General features: G+C 73.4%; 17 protein-coding genes. 6 read left to right on the forward strand and 11 right to left on the reverse strand.

Annotated elements, in window-relative coordinates:
- Positions 1–23: 23 nt before the first annotated feature.
- Complete coding sequence (locus tag K5S26_RS16290; protein WP_221860149.1) at positions 24–728, reverse strand: YcnI family copper-binding membrane protein; 705 nt, start codon at positions 726–728, stop codon at positions 24–26.
- Between the two features lie 132 nt (positions 729–860).
- Positions 861–1445, reverse strand: coding sequence for a hypothetical protein (locus tag K5S26_RS16295; RefSeq protein WP_221860151.1), 585 nt, complete (start codon positions 1443–1445; stop codon positions 861–863).
- A 145-nt stretch (positions 1446–1590) separates the two neighbouring features.
- Between K5S26_RS16295 and K5S26_RS16300 the strand changes: the two genes are divergently transcribed.
- Positions 1591–2883 (forward strand): M50 family metallopeptidase, encoded by a 1293-nt coding sequence (locus K5S26_RS16300; protein WP_221860153.1) that lies wholly within the window; start codon positions 1591–1593, stop codon positions 2881–2883.
- Positions 2883–3794: a DMT family transporter gene (locus K5S26_RS16305; RefSeq protein ID WP_221860155.1), complete on the forward strand. Its 912-nt coding sequence runs from the start codon at positions 2883–2885 to the stop codon at positions 3792–3794. Before K5S26_RS16300 ends, K5S26_RS16305 begins: the two co-directional genes overlap by 1 nt.
- A gap of 50 nt (positions 3795–3844) precedes the next feature.
- Here the strand turns inward: K5S26_RS16305 and K5S26_RS16310 are convergent, their stop codons facing one another.
- Positions 3845–5830 (reverse strand): anthranilate synthase family protein, encoded by a 1986-nt coding sequence (locus tag K5S26_RS16310; protein WP_221860157.1) that lies wholly within the window; start codon positions 5828–5830, stop codon positions 3845–3847.
- 243 nt (positions 5831–6073) lie between these two features.
- Here K5S26_RS16310 and ispG point away from each other — a divergent pair, with 243 nt between their 5' ends.
- Positions 6074–7204 (forward strand): flavodoxin-dependent (E)-4-hydroxy-3-methylbut-2-enyl-diphosphate synthase, encoded by a 1131-nt coding sequence (gene ispG / locus K5S26_RS16315; RefSeq protein ID WP_221860191.1) that lies wholly within the window; start codon positions 6074–6076, stop codon positions 7202–7204.
- 32 nt (positions 7205–7236) lie between these two features.
- The gene (locus K5S26_RS16320) at positions 7237–7899 is read left to right on the forward strand and encodes an SIMPL domain-containing protein (protein WP_221860159.1); all 663 of its coding nucleotides are present in this window, start codon (positions 7237–7239) and stop codon (positions 7897–7899) included.
- 27 nt (positions 7900–7926) lie between these two features.
- Here the strand turns inward: K5S26_RS16320 and K5S26_RS16325 are convergent, their stop codons facing one another.
- The 8 genes from K5S26_RS16325 to K5S26_RS16355 all read right to left on the reverse strand — a co-directional run bounded on the left by K5S26_RS16325 (position 7927) and on the right by K5S26_RS16355 (position 15310).
- A complete protein-coding gene (locus K5S26_RS16325) occupies positions 7927–8829 on the reverse strand; it encodes an LLM class flavin-dependent oxidoreductase (protein WP_221860161.1) in 903 nt (300 codons plus the stop codon).
- 52 nt (positions 8830–8881) lie between these two features.
- Complete coding sequence (locus K5S26_RS16330) at positions 8882–10309, reverse strand: RNB domain-containing ribonuclease (RefSeq protein WP_221860163.1); 1428 nt, start codon at positions 10307–10309, stop codon at positions 8882–8884.
- Between the two features lie 50 nt (positions 10310–10359).
- The gene (locus K5S26_RS16335; protein ID WP_308123034.1) at positions 10360–11244 is read right to left on the reverse strand and encodes a sigma-70 family RNA polymerase sigma factor; all 885 of its coding nucleotides are present in this window, start codon (positions 11242–11244) and stop codon (positions 10360–10362) included.
- A gap of 29 nt (positions 11245–11273) precedes the next feature.
- Positions 11274–11732 (reverse strand): carboxymuconolactone decarboxylase family protein, encoded by a 459-nt coding sequence (locus tag K5S26_RS16340; RefSeq protein WP_221860166.1) that lies wholly within the window; start codon positions 11730–11732, stop codon positions 11274–11276.
- A gap of 108 nt (positions 11733–11840) precedes the next feature.
- Complete coding sequence (locus K5S26_RS18845) at positions 11841–12455, reverse strand: response regulator (protein ID WP_308123035.1); 615 nt, start codon at positions 12453–12455, stop codon at positions 11841–11843.
- The gene (locus K5S26_RS19245) at positions 12452–13555 is read right to left on the reverse strand and encodes a sensor histidine kinase (protein WP_308123036.1); all 1104 of its coding nucleotides are present in this window, start codon (positions 13553–13555) and stop codon (positions 12452–12454) included. The genes K5S26_RS18845 and K5S26_RS19245 overlap by 4 nt, the downstream gene beginning before the upstream one ends.
- Positions 13556–13564: 9 nt before the next feature.
- Entirely contained in the window at positions 13565–14320 is a 756-nt protein-coding gene (locus K5S26_RS16350; RefSeq protein WP_221860168.1) for an ABC transporter permease, read from the reverse strand.
- A 3-nt stretch (positions 14321–14323) separates the two neighbouring features.
- A complete protein-coding gene (locus tag K5S26_RS16355) occupies positions 14324–15310 on the reverse strand; it encodes an ABC transporter ATP-binding protein (protein WP_221860170.1) in 987 nt (328 codons plus the stop codon).
- 188 nt (positions 15311–15498) lie between these two features.
- On the opposite strand from K5S26_RS16355, the gene K5S26_RS16360 reads away from it, so the two are divergent.
- Together K5S26_RS16360 and K5S26_RS16365 are read left to right on the forward strand one after the other, a co-directional pair.
- Positions 15499–17250 (forward strand): proline--tRNA ligase, encoded by a 1752-nt coding sequence (locus K5S26_RS16360; protein WP_221860172.1) that lies wholly within the window; start codon positions 15499–15501, stop codon positions 17248–17250.
- A gap of 47 nt (positions 17251–17297) precedes the next feature.
- Positions 17298–18332, forward strand: a complete 1035-nt coding sequence (locus K5S26_RS16365; protein ID WP_221860173.1) for an alpha/beta hydrolase — start codon at positions 17298–17300, stop codon at positions 18330–18332.
- Positions 18333–18400: the final 68 nt, after the last annotated feature.

Raw genomic sequence — 18400 nt, forward strand, 5'->3', positions numbered from 1 at the left:
GGCACGGGACGACCGTCATGCGGTCAGCGCCGGGCCGAGCGGCGCCACGCGACGAAGGACACGGCGAGCGCGGCGACGCCGGCCAGCAGGCCCCCCGCGCCGAGGGCGAGCGGCAGCGGATCCGCCTCCGCGGCCTCGGATGCCGGGGCCTGCGGCTCCGTCGTGTTCGCGGAGCCGTGGCCGTCCTGGCCGTCGTGGCCGTCGGAGGACGCGGCGGCCAGCGTGACGACCGGAGCCGGGTAGTCGAGGTCGTGCGGGTCCTGCCCCTCGGCGGCGATGTCGGTCCACGACGTCGCGCCGTCGGCGCAGATCTGCTCGACCGGGAAGGCGAGCGTCTCGGGGGCGTCCGCCGCGTACGCGACGCCGAGCTCGATCGTCGCTCGCAGGTCGTTCTCGACCGGCTCGTCGGCGGTGTACGTCACGCGCGAGACGAGGCCGTCCGTCTCGTTGCGCTCGACGTCGATCGCCCATCCCGCCTGCACCGTCGGCGAGACGGCGTCGAGGCCCTCGGGCACGTCGATCTGGAGGGCGGTGGTGGGCGATCCGTCGCAGCCGTGGCTGAAGGCGAAGGTCAGCACGTCGTAGCCTCCCGCGACGGGCGCGTCGGGCGTCACGGTGACGTGGGCGCTGGCGGCGAGGGGCGCCGCGAGCACCAGGCCGGCGGCGAGGACGGTGCCGGCCGCCGCGAGGGCGGCGGGACGACGGGTGCGGGTGCGGGTGGTGGACATGTCTCTCCTGAGGTCTCTGCGGAGCGCGCGCCGGAGGGTCCGGGGCGCGCGGCTGTGCGCGATGCCACGGACGGCGCGCGCGAGGGCGGCGTGCGCCGACCCGGCACGCGTCGCGTCGTGCGGGCGTGCCGGTCAGGCGCCGAGCGCCGCCGGCGGCCCGCGCCGTGAGACCGGGGAGAGGACGGCGCGCGCGATGCCGCGCCGGGTCGTGGGGCGGAGCGTCAGGACTGGTGGCCGGGTGACCGGCACGCGAGGGGTCTCGGCACGTCGCAGCACGGCCGCCGTCGCGCGCGCGATCGACCGCACGGCGTGTTCTCCGCGCCAGAGCAGGGCGACGGTCAGCAGCGCCGCCACCGCGTGCGCGGCGTACATGCCCGCTCCGGGCGGCGGGACGTCGGCGACCGTCAGCGTCAGCACGAGGGGATGGTGGGCGTGCGATGCCGATCCGGCCCCGGACACATCGATCGGCGAGCCGAGCAGCTGGAACACGGCGTGGAAGGCGACCTGGCTCACCGTCACCGTCGTCGCCAGGCGGCCGAGCCCGGGGCGGGGCCTCGCGAGCGCGCCGGCGACCGGCGTCAGCAGCACCGCCATCGCGGCGACCAGCAGGATCGCAGGCGCGTCCCCGCCCGCCAGCGTGTGGGAGGTCGCCGCGAGCAGTGTGGCCACGCCGGCCCAGATCGCGCCACGGAGAGCGCGCTGCTGCCGGGACCTCATGCGCTCGAATCTACTCCCGGTCGCTGTGCGCACCCTCGCCGGTGCGAGCACCCACGACGCCCCGACGTCTCCGGTCCTCCCGAGGACAGCGCACGCACAGCTGCCGTAGGCGGATTCCGAGGATGCGGGCAGTACCGTTGAGCCCGTGGCAGTGGTGGCTTTCGTGATCGGTGTGCTCGTGGTCGTCGTGGGCCTGGCCGTCTCGATCGCCCTGCACGAGATCGGCCATCTGGTCCCCGCGAAGCGCTTCGGCGTGCGGACCGGGCAGTACATGGTGGGGCTCGGCCCCGTCATCTGGTCGCGTCGGATCGGCGAGACCGAGTACGGCGTCAAGCTGTTGCCCATCGGCGGGTTCGTGTCGATGGCGGGCATGTACGCCCCCGTGAAGCAGCGCACCCGGGCGTCGGGCGTCTTCGCCACGCTCGTGCAGGACGCGCGCGACGCGAACGCCGAGACGCTGGAGGGCGTCGACGACTCGAGGGCCTTCTACCGGCTGCCCGTGTGGAAGCGCATCGTCATCATGCTCGGCGGCCCGTTCATGAACCTCGTGCTCGCCGTCGTGCTGTTCTCGGTGCTGTACAGCGGGATCGGGATGCAGCAGGCGACCACGACGATAGACGCGGTCGCGGAGTGCGTGCAGCCGGCAGAGTCCACCGCGTCCGAGTGCCAGGCGGGCGACCCCGCCTCTCCGGCGAGTGCCGCCGGGCTGCTGCCCGGCGACCGGCTCGTCTCGCTCGACGGGCAGGAGGTGTCGACGTTCGCCGAGGCGTCGGCGATCATCCAGGACAGCCCCGGCGAGGCTATCCCGGTGGTCGTGGAGCGCGACGGCGAGACCGTCAGCCTCTCGCTCACGCCGGTGCTCGCGCAGCGGGAGATCGCCGACGACGCCGGCGAGGTCACCACGCAGAGCGTCGGGTTCGCCGGTCTGACCGCATCGATCGAGCGGCAGCGCCAGCCGATCTGGGCGGGCGCGCAGGCGACCCTCGAGACCGCGCAGTCGGTCATCGGGATCGTCGCGCAGCTGCCGGTGCGGCTGTGGGACACCGCGGTCGACCTCTTCACCGGGCAGGAGCGCGACCCGAACGGGCCCCTCAGCGTGGTCGGAGTGGGCCGGCTCGCGGGCGAGGTCGCCGCGACCGAGGCGCCGATCCTGGACCGCGTGTCGGTGATGGTGAGCCTGCTCGGCTCGGTCAACGTCGCGCTGTTCGTCTTCAACCTCATCCCCCTGCTGCCCCTCGACGGCGGACACGTGGCGATCGCGCTGTGGGACGCGCTGAAGCGGGGCTGGGCGCGCCTGCGCGGTGCTCCCGAGCCCGCGCCGGCCGACGCCACCCGGCTGGTGCCCGTGACCCTGCTCGTCGTCGTGCTGATGGTCGGCATCGGGGCGCTGCTCTTCGCCGCGGACATCTTCAACCCGATCCGCCTGTCGGGCGGCTGATGCCCGACGGGACCGCCGAGGCGGCGGTGCGGCGCCGCGCCCTCGGCTATCTCGCCCTGGTCGGGGCGACGCTGTCGTGGGCGGGCAACTACCTGCTCGGGGTGATCGCCGTCGCCGAGATGGACCCCGTGAGCCTGACGTGGCTGCGCTGGGCGCTCGCCGTCGTCCCCCTCTTCGTCGTCGCGCAGCTCGTGGAGCGTCCCGACTGGCGTTCGATCGCGCGTGCCTGGCCGCGGCTGCTGGTGCTGGGCGGCATCGGCGTGGCCGGCTACAACCTGCTGCTGTATGCGGCGCTCGACACCGAGACGCCGTTCCAGCTGTCGCTGATCAACGCGTTCAACCCGGCCCTCATCGCGATCGCCGCCGTGGTCTTCCTCGGCGCGCGCCTGGGCTGGCGGGGCGTCGGCGGCATCCTGCTCGCGTTCGTCGGCGTGCTCTGGATCATCTCGGGCGGGCGCCCGCTGAGCGTCCTCGAGCACCCGCCGAAGATCGGCAGCCTCATCATGGTCGGCGCGATCGTGGCCTGGACGGCGTACACGATCATCGGACGCACGGGCCCGCGCCTGCCGCCGATCTCCGCCGTCGCCGCCCAGGGCCTGATCGTGGTCGTCGGGTTGACGCCCTTCGTCCTCGTGCAGGGGCTCAGCCTGCCGCAGACCGCGGCGGGCGGCTGGTCGCTGGCCTACATCGCGGTGTTCCCGTCGATCGTGTCCTACGTGCTGTGGAACTACGCGCTGCAGCACGTGCCGCCGGCACAGGCCGGGGTCTCGCTGAACCTCATCACGGTGTTCACGGCCATCGCGACCGTGCTGCTCGGGATGGCCGTGACGGTGCCGCAGATCGTCGGCGGCGTCCTCGTGCTGGCGGGCGTGGTGCTCGCCCAGGAGCGCCCGCGGCGCAGCACCGCCTGACATCGTCCCGTCCGGGAAAGGCCGGGGCTCCGTCGTCGAGCCCGTCGGGGTCAGGCGAGGGCGTGGTCGACGAGACGTTCGAGCGTGTGCATGCCGTCGCGCGAGAGGATCGACTCGAGGTGGCCCTGCACCGAGGCGAAGCCCCGGCCGCGGAGCGCGTAGACGTCTCCGGTCGACGGATCGGCCGCGATCTCGACGGTGCCCACGGCGCCGACCCGCGTCTCGCTCGGCGTCAGCCGTGCGACGCCGGGCAGCACACGCGCGGTGAAGGTGTTGTAGAAGCCGATCGACGCCGGCTCTCCGAACACGTCGACGGTCTTCTGCAGGCCCTGATGGGGGCTGGCGAGCGGGGCGAGGCCGATGCCGAGCCGATCGCTGAGGATCTGGTGGCTGAGGCACACCGCGAGCAGCGGCGCGGCGGTCGCGAGCCGGCGCCCGACGATCTCCCGCATGCGCGAGATGCGCGGGCTCGCCGCGTCCCGAGGGTCCCCAGGGCCGGGGCCGGTCACCACGAGCCGGGCCGCGTCGACCTCGGCATCGGTCGCCTCCGACCAGTGGGCGATCCGCACCTCCAGCCCGAGGTGGCGCAGCTGATGCGCGAGCATGGTCGTGAAGCGGTCCTCCGCGTCGATCACCAGAGCGCCCGTGCCGGCGAACGGCCCCGGATCCGTGCCCTGCGGCTCCAGCCAGAACGGCGCCAGGCGGGCGTTGCGCGAGGCGAGCAGCTCGGCGATGCGCGGGTCGTCAGCGAGAGCGGCGCGCGTGCGCGACTCCGTCGGCGGCGTCGGGCTGTCGGGGTCGTCGGCGGAGACGGGCGCCGCCGCGGCGGCGGCGCGGGGCACCGCCCCGATGGCGCCGAGCACGCCCGCGGCCTTGCCGTGCGTCTCGGAGACCTCGCCCTGCGGGTCGGAGTGACGCACGAGCGTCGCGCCCGCCGGAACGCGCAGGCGTCCGTCCACCAGGTAGGCCGTGCGGATCAGGATCGGCGCGTCGAGGTCGTGCCCGCCGTCCTCCCGCGGCGTGAACAGGGCCGCGACGCCCGAGTAGTAGCCGCGAGGGGTGAGCTCGTGCCGCCGGATCACCGCGCAGGCGTTCTGCATCGGCGACCCGGTCACGGTCGGCGCGAACATCGTCTCGCGGAGGATGTCGCGGGGGTCGAGCCGGCTGGTGCCGCGCAGCATGTACTCGGTGTGCGTGAGGCGCGACATCTCCTTCAGATGCGGCCCGGTGATGCGGCCGCCGTCGCTGCACACGGCGCTCATCATCTTGAGCTCCTCGTCGACCACCATGAAGAGCTCCTCGGTCTCCTTGGTGTCCGTGAGGAACGTCGCGAGCGTGTCGACCGTCGCGCCGCCCGCGGGGTGGCGGAAGGTCCCGGAGATCGGGTTCATCGTGACGGTGCTGGGCTCGCCGGCGGCCCCGGCGACGGCGGTGACGTGCGCCTCCGGGCTTGCGCCGACCGCCACGTGGCCGGGGGTGACGATCGCGAAGGTCCAGTACGCGCCGCGCTCGTGCTCGAGCAGCGCGCGGAACCACGTCAGCGCCGCGGCGCGGGGGGAGGCGTCGACCCCGGCGACGTAGTCGCGCCGGATCACGAAGTTCGCGCCCTCGCCCCGGCCGATCTCGTCGGAGATCACCCGGCGGACGATCTGCGCGTACTGCTCATCGGGGATGTCGAAGCCCGCCGCCGAGAGGGGGATCGGATCCGTGGGCAGCACGGCCATCGCCTCGTGCAGCGGCAGCCGCTCATGCGCCTCGACGAGGAGCGTCCGCAGGGGCGCCCCGTCGTCGTGGGCCTCGAAGCCGCGCTCGCGCACCTGCCGGTACGGCACCAGGGCCAGCACCTCACGGGCGGCGCCGTCGTCGCCGTGCAGCGGGATGTCGGCGAGCAGCTCGACGTCGAGCACGGGCCCGGTGAGAACCTCGACGTCCTCGACCGCGCCGCTCGCGCCGGCGCGCGCGATCAGCGCGAACGAGGCGTCGGGGTCGGCGGCGAGGCGGTGGATCAGGTCGGCGGTGGCGGCGGGCCCGGTCATCGGGTGTCTCCTAGCGGTACGGCGGCCTGACAAACAGAAAGACCGCCTGGAGCGGCGGTCTTGTCTCGAGTTCGCGAAAGCGCCGCCTAGGAGGCGGGCCACCAGGTGGTGAGGTTCGCGGACATGCCGGAAACGTACCACAGCGGGGAGCGCGCGCTGAGCATCAGGTGGCAGCATGCCCGCGTCCAGCCGGGGTTCACCCGGGGCGCGTAACCTTGAGGCGTGCCAGCCGTGAACCTCGGGATGCCCCGCGTCCCCGAAACCCTCGCTCCGCGCCGGAAGTCCCGCCAGATCAAGGTGGGCAAGGTGCTCGTCGGGGGCGACGCCCCCGTCAGCGTCCAGTCGATGACCACGACCCCGACCACCGACATCAACGCCACGCTGCAGCAGATCGCCGAGCTCACGGCCTCAGGCTGCGAGATCGTGCGCGTCGCGGTGCCGAGCCAGGACGACGCCGACGTGCTGCACATCATCGCGAAGAAGAGCCAGATCCCGGTCATCGCCGACATCCACTTCCAGCCGAAGTACGTGTTCCAGGCCATCGACGCCGGCTGTGCCGCCGTGCGCGTGAACCCCGGCAACATCCGCAAGTTCGACGATCAGGTCGGGGCGATCGCGAACGCGGCGAAGGCCGCGGGCGTGTCGCTGCGCATCGGCGTGAACGCGGGATCGCTCGATCGCCGGCTGCTCGAGAAGTACGGCAAGGCGACGCCCGAGGCGCTCGTCGAGTCGGCGGTGTGGGAGGCGAGCCTGTTCGAGGAGCACGACTTCCACGACTTCAAGATCTCGGTCAAGCACAACGACCCGATCGTGATGGTGAAGGCCTACCGTCAGCTCGCCGAGCGGGGCGACTGGCCTCTGCACCTCGGCGTGACCGAGGCGGGCCCGGCGTTCCAGGGCACGATCAAGAGCGCCACCGCGTTCGGCATCCTGTTGGGCGAGGGCATCGGCGACACCATCCGCGTGTCGCTGTCCGCACCGCCGGCGGAGGAGGTCAAGGTCGGCCACCAGATCCTGCAGTCGCTGAATCTGCGCGAGCGCAAGCTCGAGATCGTCTCCTGCCCCTCCTGCGGACGCGCGCAGGTCGACGTCTACACCCTCGCCGAGAACGTGACCGAGGGGCTGAAGGACGTCACCGTGCCGCTGCGCGTGGCCGTGATGGGCTGCGTCGTGAACGGTCCGGGCGAGGCCCGCGAGGCGGACCTCGGCGTCGCGAGCGGCAACGGCAAGGGCCAGATCTTCGTGAAGGGCGAGGTCATCAAGACCGTGCCCGAGGCCGAGATCGTCGAGACGCTGATCGAGGAGGCCCGCCGCATCGCCGACGAGATGGGCCCGGACGCCCAGCTCGGCACGGCCCAGGTGGTCACCGCCTGAGGCGCGGACGGACGCGGGGATAGGCTCCGAGCATGACCAGCATCACCGTCGAGGGCTCGCATCGCATCTATCGCGCCGCCGAGCGCGGCACACTCCAGCTGACGGTCAGCCTGAAGGGCACGGATCGGGATCGGGTGGTGCGGACGCACGCTGACCTGCACAACGAGGTCGCGGCCGCGGTGAGGGCACGTCGCGAGGCAGGCGCCGCCACCTGGTACGACGCGGGGCGCATCTCGGTGTGGGCCTACACCCCTGACCCGACGCAGAAGCACCCCAAGCCCGTGACGACGCATCGCGCGTCGTCGACGATCGAGGCGAAGTACGCCGACCTGGCCATGCTGGCCGACGACGTGGCCGGGTTCTCGGCGCGGGAGGGCGTGGCGGTGGGCCCCGTCCAGTGGTCCCTCACGGAGGCCACCCGCACCGGGCTGCAGGCGGAGGCCGCGGCAGGCGCGATCGCGGATGCGACGAAGCGGGCGCTGACGTACGCGGAGGCGATCCGGCCGGGCGGCGGCGTGCACCTGGCACTGGCGCGCGTCATCGAGAGCCACCTGCACGGAGCGGGCGGAGGCGGCGGGTTCGCCGGCACCTACGCGCGAGGGGCGGCGATGGCCATGGCCGACTCGGCGCCCGCCGAGATCACCACGCCCGACCTGGAGGTCTCCGCGTCGGTCGTTGCCGAGTTCCAGCTCTGAGCCGAGCGGACGGGGCGCCCGGAGCCGTCACCGGAAGGCGCCGGCGACCTCCGCGAGGAAGCGGTCGCCGAGGTCGGCGATCCGGGCGACGTCGGCGAGCGATGTGAGCGGCAGGATGAACTCGTCGACGCCCGCCTCGGCGTAGGCGCCGATCGTGTCGACGATCTCGGCCGACGTGCCCCCGATCGCGGCGCGTCCCTTGGCGTCGACGACCGCAGCCTTCGCGGCGTCGTCGAAGAAGACGAGAGCCTGCGTGGTGCGCCACAGGGACCGTGGGTCGCGCCCGGCGTCCTCCAGCGCGGCGGTGAAGATCCGGTTCTTCTCGGCGTAGGGCGCGGGAGTCGACCACAGGTTCCACTCGTCGGCATACCGGGCGACGAGCCGCGGCATGACCTTCTCGCCCTTGCCGCCGATGAGGATCGGCAGGCGGGAGTGCGGTCGGGGATTGAGCGACGCGTGCTCCAGGCGGTAGCGCTCGCCCGCGAAGTCGGTGAAGCCGCCCTCCGCGTCCCGCAGCCCCGAGATCACCTGCAGGGACTCGCGGAACCAGCGGATGCGGCTCGGGACGTCGCCGAACTCGATGCCGAACGCGCGGTGCTCGTTCTCCTGCCATCCCGCGCCGAGCCCCAGCACGAACCTCCCGTCGGAGACGTCGCTGAGCGCGGCGGCCTGCTTGGCGACCACGGCGGGATGGCGGTACGTGTTGCCGAGCACCAGCGAGCCGATCCGCACGTCCGGCACCGTCGCTGCGAGCGCCGTCAGCTGGGTCAGGCACTCGCCGCGCGCCCCGTCGTTGGGCTCGGCGCCGTTGTCCATGAAGTGGTCCTCGAGCCACAGGCCCCGCCACCCGCCTGTCCGCGCCGCGTGCGTCGCCGCCGCGTGCAGGTCTCGCCAGGCCAGGTTCGCGGGCAGCCACAGACTGAACTCCATCCCCCGAGCGTAGCGACGGGCGCCATGCGTGTGACGGGGTGGATGTCTCCGATCAGACGACCTGAAGCGTCACCGAGCCGTCCGCGATGTCGGCGGCGGCCACGCGGACCCGGATCTCCGAGCCCGGCTCGCGGGCCTCCGGCACCGTGGCGATGACGAACGGGTCGGCGATCTGCACGCGCGAGCCGCTCGACGTGGTCGACACGACGACGGCGTCGAGGACGTCGCCGACGTGCGCGTGCAGCACCGCGGCCTCGACGCGGTCGACGGCCGCGGACTCCAGGCGCCCGGCGAGGCCGCTCGACCGGCGCATCGTCTCGGCGAGCTCGGGGAGGGACTCGCGGGCCCACGGGGGCGCGTCAGTGCACATGGCCAGTACGAAGCGGTCCACGAGGCGACGCAGGGGAGCGGTGGCGTGTGCGTACGGCGCGCCGATCGCCGCCTGCGTCGGCTGCGAGGGAGGGGTGCCGTCGAACGCGACGTAGTCGGCGCCGCGGAACAGCGCGCTCGCCGCGTGCATGACGGCGGGCGCGGCCGGGTCGTCGCGATCGACGCCGCGCAGGTAGTCGCCGTACGTCTGGCTCTCGGGCCACGGACGGCCGATGAGCGCGACGCGCCGCCGCAGCTCCGCGATCGCGTCGGCCGGTGCCGGCGGCAGCGTGCGCAGGATGCCGGAGCCCCGCTGCAGCATGATCGCCGCCGCGGCCATCCCCGTCATCAGCGACAGCTGCGCGTTCCAGAGCTCCAGCGGCACGATCGCCCGCGCCCGCAGGTCGTATCTGTCGTCGGTCGCGACGATCTCCTCCTCCGGGGCGTTCAGGCTGGCACCGCCCCTCGCCGCCTCCTGAGCGACGAGCGCGGGACCGAGCGCCGCCAGCAGAGCGAGCGGCTCGGGGGCGGTGCCCGCGTCGATCGTCTCCTGCGCGTCTGCGTACGTCCACTGCCGCCGCGAACGCACCCAGGCGCGGACCGGCGGCTCGGCCGGCGCCCGCAGCGCGCCGGCCGCGTCCACCGCGAATCGCCACACGTACGCGCGCCGATCCTGCTCGGGCAGCAGCGACGCGGCGCCGTGAGAGAGCGTCTCCGGATGCAGGGGCACCGAGCCGTCGGGCGCATAGAGCGTCTGCCCGCGCCGGCGTGCCTCCTGGTCGATGGCACCGCCCGGCCGGACGAAGGCGGCGAGATCGGCGATCGCGTACAGCACTGCGAAGCCGTCGTCCTCCCGCTGCACGCACAGCGCCTGGTCGAGGTCGCGCGAGCCCTCCGGGTCGACCGTCAGGAACGGCACGTCGCGGAGGTCGGCGCGCGTCTCGTCCGACCCGTCCACCGCCACGCCGGAGGCGACGACCGCGTCGGCCTCGGCGATCACCTCGTCGGGGAAGCCCTCGGGCAGCTCCAGCGAGCCCCGCAGCCGGGCCAGCGCGTCGGCGAGCTGCGTGCGGACGGCGGACGGGGACAGGCGTGCGTAGCGTGCCGGCATGCGGCCAGCCTATTGAGGCCCGGGCGCCGCCTCGCGGCGACGCTCGGCGCTCACAGCGCGCGCATGAGCTTGTCCGGGTTGCGGATCATGCGCACGCCGCGGATCGCGCCGGACGGCGCGTGCTCGACCACGATCACCGACCCCACCCCCGCGACCGTCAGCGAGAGGGCCGCCTGCCCGTTCACCGCGATCGCCGCGGCCGAGATCGGCGCGTCCGGAACGGCGGCGACCGCGCTCTCGACGATGCCGACGAAGAACCGCGAGATGCGCTCGCGTCCGAAGATCGGGTTGAGCGCCGCCCGCACCCGGCCGCCGCCGTCGGTCCACAGCACGGCGTCGTCGTCGAGCAGCGCGAGCACCCCGGCGACGTCGCCCCGTTCGAGAGCGGTCACGATGCGGTCGAGCGCGGCGGTGTCGGCCGCGGGGTCGATCGACGCGTGCTCGTCGAGCCCGAGCTTCCGCTCGGCGCGGGAGACCAGCTGGCGCACCGCTGCCGGTGTTCGCCCGAGGACGGCGCCGATCTCGACCGAGCTCATCCCGAAGGCGCGGTGCAGGACGACCGCGGCGCGCGCGTCCGGCGCCAGCTGCTCCGCCAGGTGCAGCATCGTGATGCTCAGCAGCTCCCGCCCGGCCACGACGTCCTCCGGCAGCCGGTCCGTCGCCACGGGCTCGGGGAGCCACGGCCCGGGGTACTCCTCCCGGGCCGACGCCAGCTGCCGCAGCCGGTCGATCGACCGGCGCACGCATGTCGTGGTGAGCCACGCCGGCCACGAGCGCACCTCGCCCGACGGCTCGGCTCGCAGCGCCTCGATCGCGACCTCCGACACCACGTCCTCGGCGTGGCCGAAGTCGCCGAGCATCCGGTAGGCGATGCCGACCAGCCGGTCCCGCTCGTCCCGCCACGCCCGCGCGGCGGCGGTCGGAGCGGCGGGCACGGTCCCCACCGTAACCGCGTCGCTCGCGCTCACGCCAGCGGATGGGCGGCGTCGACGGGCGGCTCCATCCCCGTGGCGACGGCGATCCTGTTCCAGACGTTGATGGTCGAGATCGCGAGCACCAGCGCGCCGAGGCCGGCATCGTCGAAGTGCTGCGCGACGTCGTCCCAGATCTCGTCGCTCACCGTGTCGGGCCCGATGCGGGTGACGGCGTCCGTGAGGGCGAGCACGGCGCGCTCACGGCCGTCGAACATCGGCCGCGCGTGCTGCCAGGCGGCGACCGCCATCAGCTTGCGCCGCGGGATGCCGCGCTTGGCGCCGTCGGTCGCGTGCATGTCGAGGCAGAAGCCGCATCCGTTCAGGACGGACGCGCGCATCTTGATCAGCTCGTACAGGTCGCCGTCGACCCGCGAGCGGACGTACCCTTCCAGAGCGATCACGGCGCCGTAGCCGAGCTTGTTCGTGCGTCCGATGTCGATCCGTGTCATGCGTCTCGTCTCCTCCGGTTCGGCGGGCGCGAGAGGGCGCCCAGAGAGGTGTCGGACGCCGGGCGCAGAGTGTGACGCGTGCGACCCCGATCGTGCCGGAGGGGTCGGTCAGATCCATCCCTTGTCACGCGCGACGAGCGCGGCCTGGGCACGGTTCTCGGCGGAGGTCTTGCCGATCGCCGCGGAGAGGTGGTTTCGCACCGTGCCGGAGGACAGGAAGACCTCGGCGGCGATCGCGGCGACCGAGCGGCCGTCGGCGGCGAGGCGCAGCACCTGCTGCTCCCGCTCGCTGAGCGGGTTGGCGCCGTCGAACAGCGACGCCTCCGCCAGCGCCGGGTCGACCACGCGCAGGCCCGCGTGGACGCGACGGACGGCGCCCGCCAGCTGGTCGGCGGGCGCGTCCTTCACCATGAACCCGCTCGCGCCCGCCTCGAGCGCGGCCCGCAGGTACCCTGGGCGCGCGAACGTCGTGACGATCAGCACCCGTGTGCCGGGGCTGGCCGCCCGCACGGCGGCCGTGGCCTGGATGCCGTCGACGCCCGCCATCTGCACGTCCATCAGGCAGACGTCCGGCCGCAGCCGCGCTGCCTCGGCCGTGGCCTGGGCGCCGTCCGCCGCCTCGCCCACCACGAGGAGGTCGTCCTCGAGGTCGAGCAGAGCGCCCAGCGCTCCCCGGATGAGCGCCTGATCGTCGACCAGCAGGACGCGGATCGGAGCGGTCACCAGCGCAGCTCCACCCGCGTGCCCCGCGTCGGCGCGGCGCCGACGCGCAGCGCGGCGCCGGCCGCGGCGGCGCGCTCGGCCATGCCGCGCAGGCCGTTGCCGGCCGGCCGTCGCACGCCGGTGCCGTCGTCGTCGACGGTGAGCGTGCCCGGCTCGATCGCGATGCGAACGGTCTCGGCCCGCGCGTGCCGCAGGATGTTCGTCGTCGCCTCCCGCAGCACCCACGCCGCCGTGAGCGACTGCGCGGGCGACAGCGCGCCGATGTCGCCCTCGGTGCGCACGGCGACGCCCGCCGAGCCGAGTGCGGCCTCGCTCGCGTCGAGCTGCGTGCGCAGATCCGTGGCCCGCAGGCCGGTCGCGGTGGTGCGCACGCCCGCGATCGCCTCGCCGGCGAGCCTCGCGATCTCGGTCAGCTCTGCCTTCGCCCGCGCCGGCTCGGCGTCGACGAGCCGTGCCGCCAGCTCGGCCTTCAGCTTCACGACCGTCAGCGAGTGGCCGAGCAGGTCGTGGACATCCCGCGCGATCGTGCCGCGCTCCTCGCTGGTCGCGAGCCGCAGCCGCACCTCCTCGGCGGCCACGGAGCGTCCGATGAGCCAGGTGTTGATGGTGTTCACCAGCGCCATCAGGACGACGATGATCAGCACCTGCAGGTGCCCCTCCATCCGGCCGGTCGCCACGAGCACGACGACGGCGATCGCCACGCCGCCGATGGAGGCGATCCAGTGCCACGCCCTGCCCATGCCGTACGAGGCGTAGGCCATGAGGAACGGGATGAAGCTGAGCGCCTGCGTGCCGATGGCGGGCAGCGTGCCGAGCACGCAGACGACGGTGGCGGCGAAGATCGCGTACACCGTGCGTGGGGCGCGTCCCCATCCTGCGCGCATGCCGATGATGAGGCCGGTGACGTACAGCACGGCGAACGCCACGAGCGCCGCCCAGCCGAGCACCCGCCAGGCGACGTGCTGCTCCGACGCCGCCAGCGCGAGCACGGGGTAGATCAGGAAGATCAGCCACACGGCGGCCATCAGCCAGCCGTAGCGCTCCCACGGGTCGGCGTGCGCGCGGCCTCCGGCCCCTCCGGCCTGCGTCGCGGGTGTCACGCGCACAGCCTAACGACGGCGCCGCGAGCGCAGCATGCCGATGCGCGCGAGGGCGACGAACGCGGCGGTCCACGCGGCGAAGTTGAGCAGCACCGCCCACAGCGGGTCGGATCCGCCCGCGATGAGCGCGCCGTCGGTGACGGGCCAGCGGACGAGCGCGACGTAGCCGTACAGGGGCGTGTAGTGGGCGATGTCCAGCAGCACCCCCTCGAGGGGGATGAAGACGTTGCCGAAGAACGAGAAGAACGTGATCGCGATGGACGCGAGCGCCGCGGCCGAGTCGGCGTTGAACGCGAGGCCCACCCCCGTCCCGAACAGGCCGTAGATCAGCCCACCGCCGAGGATGAGCGCCGCGGCCGCCGCCCACCGCCAGGCGTCGTCCGCCTCGGCGCCGGACAGCGCCCCGGCGACGAACACCGCCGCGACCGACAGCGCCGCGAACGACATCGACGTGAGCAGCTTCGTGACGACGTAGCCGGGCATCGTCAAGGGTGTCAGCGCGAGCTGACGGCCCCATCCCTGCCCGATCTCGGACGCGGCCAGAGAGCTCAGCGAGCTCATCGCGGTCGCGGTGCCGAACGCGCCCATCGAGACCATCACGTAGAACGACACGTTGCCGTGGCCGGCGCTGAGCCGGGCGTAGTCGGCGCCGGCGCCGAACAGCAGGTACATCGCGACCGGCATCGCGAGCGTGAACGCGAGGGTGTAGGGGTTACGCAGCTGGCGCAGCGCCTCGACGCGGTAGAGCGTGGGGGAGAAGAGCAAGGGTCAGTCCTCCGTCAGCGCCGTGAAGGCGGTTTCCAGGGTGGGGGCGGTGATCTCGAGGTCGGTGGCGCCGCGCTCCAGCAGGTGCCGGGCGAGCACGTCCGACGCGGCCGTGCGCGCGGTGATCCGGCCGCCGTCGACGCGCACCTCGGCGACGTCCGTGTCCGCGCGTAGCTCGGCGACGAGGCCCTCGGCGGCCGAGGTGTCGGACGGCAGCAGAGCCGACACGACGCGGCCGCCGAGCGACGCGCGAAGAGCCGCCGTCGGGGCGTCGGCGACGACGCGTCCGCGGCTCATGACGACGGTGCGCCGCGCGAACTGCTCGGCCTCCTCCAGGTAGTGCGTCGCGAAGACGATGGTGCGGCCCGCGTCGGCGTCGGCGCGCATCGCGTCCCAGAACCGTCGCCGTGCGGTCACGTCCATCCCGGCGGTGGGCTCGTCCAGCACGAGCACGTCGGGGTCGGGCAGCAGGGCGAGGGCGAACTTCACCCGCTGCTGCTCGCCCCCGGAGCAGCGGCCGATGCGGCGTCGCGCGATCCCCGTGAGGTCTGCGCGCGCCATCGCCTCCTCGATCCGCGCGGCGACGGCCCGCCGCGAGCCCATCCGGCCGGCCGAGGCGTGCAGCCCGCCGACGGCGGCGACCGTCTCGCGCACGGTGAGGTCGGCGAGCAGGCCGCCCGTCTGGAGCACGGCCGCCAGGCGCCCGGCGGCGGTCTGTCGGCGCGGCCGCAGGCCGAGCACGCGGACGCTGCCCGCGTCGGGCGAGGCGAGGCCGAGCAGCATGTCGATCGTCGTCGTCTTCCCGGCACCGTTCGGGCCGAGCAGCGCGACCACCTCGCCGCGCTCGACGCGCAGGTCCACGCCGTCGACAGCCACGACGGGTCCCGCGGCGGTGCGGAAGCGCCGCACGAGGCCCGTCAGGTCGATCGCGGGATCGGCGGCGGCCGCGGGGCCCGGATCGCGGCGCTCGGCCGCGTTGATGTCTGCCATGTCTCGAGCGTCCCGTGTCGCCGAGCCCGGCCGCTGCGGCGCCCGTCACGACGCCGGCATGACATCCGTCATCCCGTGGTCGTGCCCGACGCAGGATGAGACGGCCCGGACGGGGCCAGATCCGCGGCGTGTCGGCCCGGAGCCCGCCGCGATTCCCGCGTCGTGCCGGGTCCTAGACTGGAGCCCTTATGGTCACGCGGCTCTCTTCGTTCTTCTTCCGCTCCCTCCGGGAGGATCCCGCCGACGCCGAGGTCATCAGCCACAGGCTGCTGGTGCGCGCGTCGTACATCCGGCGGCAGGCGCCGGGGATCTTCGCGTGGCTGCCGCTCGGCCTGCGGGTCAAGGCGCGGCTGGAGCAGGTCGTCCGCGAGGAGATGGCGGCCGCGGGCGCGCAGGAGGTGCACTTCCCGGCGCTGATGCCCCGCGAGCCGTACGAGGCCACCGGACGCTGGACGGAGTACGGCGACGGCATCTTCCGGATGCAGGACCGCCACGGCGCCGACTACCTGCTCGCGCCGACGCACGAGGAGGCGTTCACGCTGCTCGTGAAGGACCTGTACTCGTCGTACAAGGACCTGCCGCTGACCATCTACCAGATCCAGGACAAGTACCGCGACGAGGCGCGCCCCCGCGCCGGCCTCCTGCGCGGGCGCGAGTTCACGATGAAGGACGCCTATTCGTTCGACTCGTCGGACGAGGGCCTCGACGCCAGCTACCAGGCGCAGCGCGACGCGTACGAGCGCATCTTCCGCCGCCTCGGCATGGAGTACGTGATCGTCAAGGCCGACGCCGGCGCGATGGGCGGCTCCAAGTCGGAGGAGTTCCTGCACCCCACGCCGATCGGCGAGGACACCTTCGTGCGGTCCGAGGGCGGCTACACGGCCAACGTCGAGGCGTTCGAGACGCGCGCTCCCGAGCCTCTGGCGATCCCCGAGGGTGCGCCCGTGGTCTTCGACTCGCCCGGCACCACCACCATCGCGACGCTCGTCGAGCACGCGAACGCCGTGCTCGACCACGAGGTCACCGCGGCCGACACGCTGAAGAACGTCGTGCTGGCGCTGGTGCACCCTGACAGGACGCGCGAGCTCGTGGTCATCGGTCTGCCCGGCGACCGCGACGTGGACATGAAGCGCGTCGAGGCGGCGTTCGCGCCCGCCGAGGTCGAGGCGGCGTCCGAGGCGGATCTCGCCGCCCACCCGCTGCTCGTCCGCGGCTTCATCGGGCCCTGGACGGCCGACGGCGCGCTGCTCGGCGAGGAGGGAGCCTCCGGCATCCGGTATCTCGTCGATCCCCGCGTCTCCACGGGCGCGGCCTGGATCACCGGCGCGAACGAGGTCGACAAGCACGTGCACTCGCTCGTCGCGGGGCGGGACTTCGCACCCGACGGCGTGGTTGAGGCGGCGACGCTCCGCGAGGGCGACATCGCGCCCGACGGCACGCCGATCACGCTCGAGCGCGGCATGGAGATCGGCCACGTGTTCCAGCTCGGCCGCAAGTACGCCGAGGCGCTCGGGCTGAAGGTGCTCGACCAGAACGGCAAGCTCGTCACGGTCACGATGGGCTCCTACGGCATCGGCGTGACGCGCATCCTCGCCGCCATCGCCGAGCTCAACAACGACGACAAGGGCCTCGTCTGGCCCGCCGCCGTCTCGCCGTTCGACGTGCACGTCGTCGCGACTGGCAAGGGGGATGACGCGCTGAACCTCGGCGAGAGGATCGCCGGGGAGCTCGAGGCCGCCGGCCTGGACGTGCTGTTCGACGACCGTCCGAAGGTGTCGCCCGGGGTGAAGTTCGGCGATGCCGAGCTGATCGGCGTGCCGCAGCTGCTGGTCGTCGGGCGCGGTGCGGCCGACGGCGAGGTCGAGCTGTGGGATCGGCGCTCGGGCGAGCGTGAGGTCGTGCCGGCCGCGGAAGCCGTCGCACGTCTGACCGCGCGCTGACCGCACGGCCGGCGCGCGCCGGAGCGACCGTGTGACAGAGTGACCGCATGACCGCGCGCGATCCGTCCCGGCGCCCCTGGTACCGGCGCGCGTCACGGCTCGTCCCGCTGTGCGCGCTCGTCGTCGTGGCCGGCCTGGTGGGTGCCTCGCTGGTGTCGCCGTGGCCGGCGGCGATGCTGATCCGAGCCCTCTTCGAGAAGGGCGCGCGCGACACGGTGGCGGAGATGTCGACGTACGAGCCCGAAAGCGGCATCCGCGAGACGCTCGACGTGTCCTACGGCGATGCGGGCGACGCGACGACCCTCGACGTGTTCTCGCCCGAGGACCGGGACGGCGAGGTGCTGCCGACCGTCGTGTGGATCCACGGCGGCGCCTGGATCTCCGGCTTCAAGGAGGACGTCCGACCCTACGTGCGCATGCTCGCCGCGGAGGGCTACACGACCGTCTCGCTGAACTACTCGCTGGGCCCGGAGAGCCGCTACCCGACCGCCGTCGGACAGCTCAACGACGCCCTCGCCTTCCTGGTCGAGCACGCAGACGAGCATGGCATCGACCCGTCGCGAATCGTCATCGCGGGCGACTCGGCGGGAGCCAACCTCACCAGCCAGCTGGCCGCGCTCACGACGAACCCCGACTACGCCGCCGAGCTCGGGATCCGCCCGTCGCTGACGCCGTCGCAGCTGCGCGGCGTGCTGCTGAACTGCGGGATCTACGACGTCAGCGGCATCCCGAACGCGCCGGGCATCGGCGGCTGGGGGTTCCGGGTGGCGCTGTGGGCGTACCTCGGCGACCGGGACTGGTCGCAATCGGCCGGCGACCGGCAGATGTCGACGATCGACTGGGTCACGGCGGACTTCCCGGCGACCTGGATCTCCGGCGGCAACGACGACCCGCTCACGCCGAACCAGTCGCGTCGGCTCGCCGAGCGGCTCGACGGGCTGGGGGTCGACGTCACGCCGGTGTTCTACCCGGACGACCACGAGCCCGCTCTGCCGCACGAGTACCAGTTCCATCTCGACCTCGAGGACGCCCGCACGGCCTTCGCGTCGACGGTCGCCTTCCTCGACCGCGTCACCGACTGACGGAGGTCGGCCCGGGGCGCACGAGGCCGCGTTTCCCGAGCCGTAACCTCGCGGCAATCGCGGCGCCG

Origin of the sequence: Microbacterium marinilacus, assembly GCF_019753765.1 — a bacterium.
Classification (GTDB): Bacteria; Actinomycetota; Actinomycetes; order Actinomycetales; family Microbacteriaceae; genus Microbacterium; species Microbacterium marinilacus.

Bases quoted from the DNA above. Each gene is read 5' to 3' on its own strand.
- K5S26_RS16305 (WP_221860155.1), top strand. From the start codon at position 2,883: ATGCCCGACGGGACCGCCGAGGCGGCGGTGCGGCGCCGCGCCCTCGGC.
- ispG (WP_221860191.1), top strand. From the start codon at position 6,074: ATGCCCCGCGTCCCCGAAACCCTCGCTCCGCGCCGGAAGTCCCGCCAG.
- K5S26_RS16340 (WP_221860166.1), bottom strand. From the start codon at position 11,732: ATGACACGGATCGACATCGGACGCACGAACAAGCTCGGCTACGGCGCC.
- K5S26_RS16310 (WP_221860157.1), bottom strand. From the start codon at position 5,830: ATGACCGGGCCCGCCGCCACCGCCGACCTGATCCACCGCCTCGCCGCC.
- K5S26_RS16320 (WP_221860159.1), top strand. From the start codon at position 7,237: ATGACCAGCATCACCGTCGAGGGCTCGCATCGCATCTATCGCGCCGCC.
- K5S26_RS16290 (WP_221860149.1), bottom strand. From the start codon at position 728: ATGTCCACCACCCGCACCCGCACCCGTCGTCCCGCCGCCCTCGCGGCG.
- K5S26_RS16355 (WP_221860170.1), bottom strand. From the start codon at position 15,310: ATGGCAGACATCAACGCGGCCGAGCGCCGCGATCCGGGCCCCGCGGCC.
- K5S26_RS16295 (WP_221860151.1), bottom strand. From the start codon at position 1,445: ATGAGGTCCCGGCAGCAGCGCGCTCTCCGTGGCGCGATCTGGGCCGGC.
- K5S26_RS16365 (WP_221860173.1), top strand. From the start codon at position 17,298: ATGACCGCGCGCGATCCGTCCCGGCGCCCCTGGTACCGGCGCGCGTCA.
- K5S26_RS16360 (WP_221860172.1), top strand. From the start codon at position 15,499: ATGGTCACGCGGCTCTCTTCGTTCTTCTTCCGCTCCCTCCGGGAGGAT.
- K5S26_RS16330 (WP_221860163.1), bottom strand. From the start codon at position 10,309: ATGCCGGCACGCTACGCACGCCTGTCCCCGTCCGCCGTCCGCACGCAG.
- K5S26_RS16325 (WP_221860161.1), bottom strand. From the start codon at position 8,829: ATGGAGTTCAGTCTGTGGCTGCCCGCGAACCTGGCCTGGCGAGACCTG.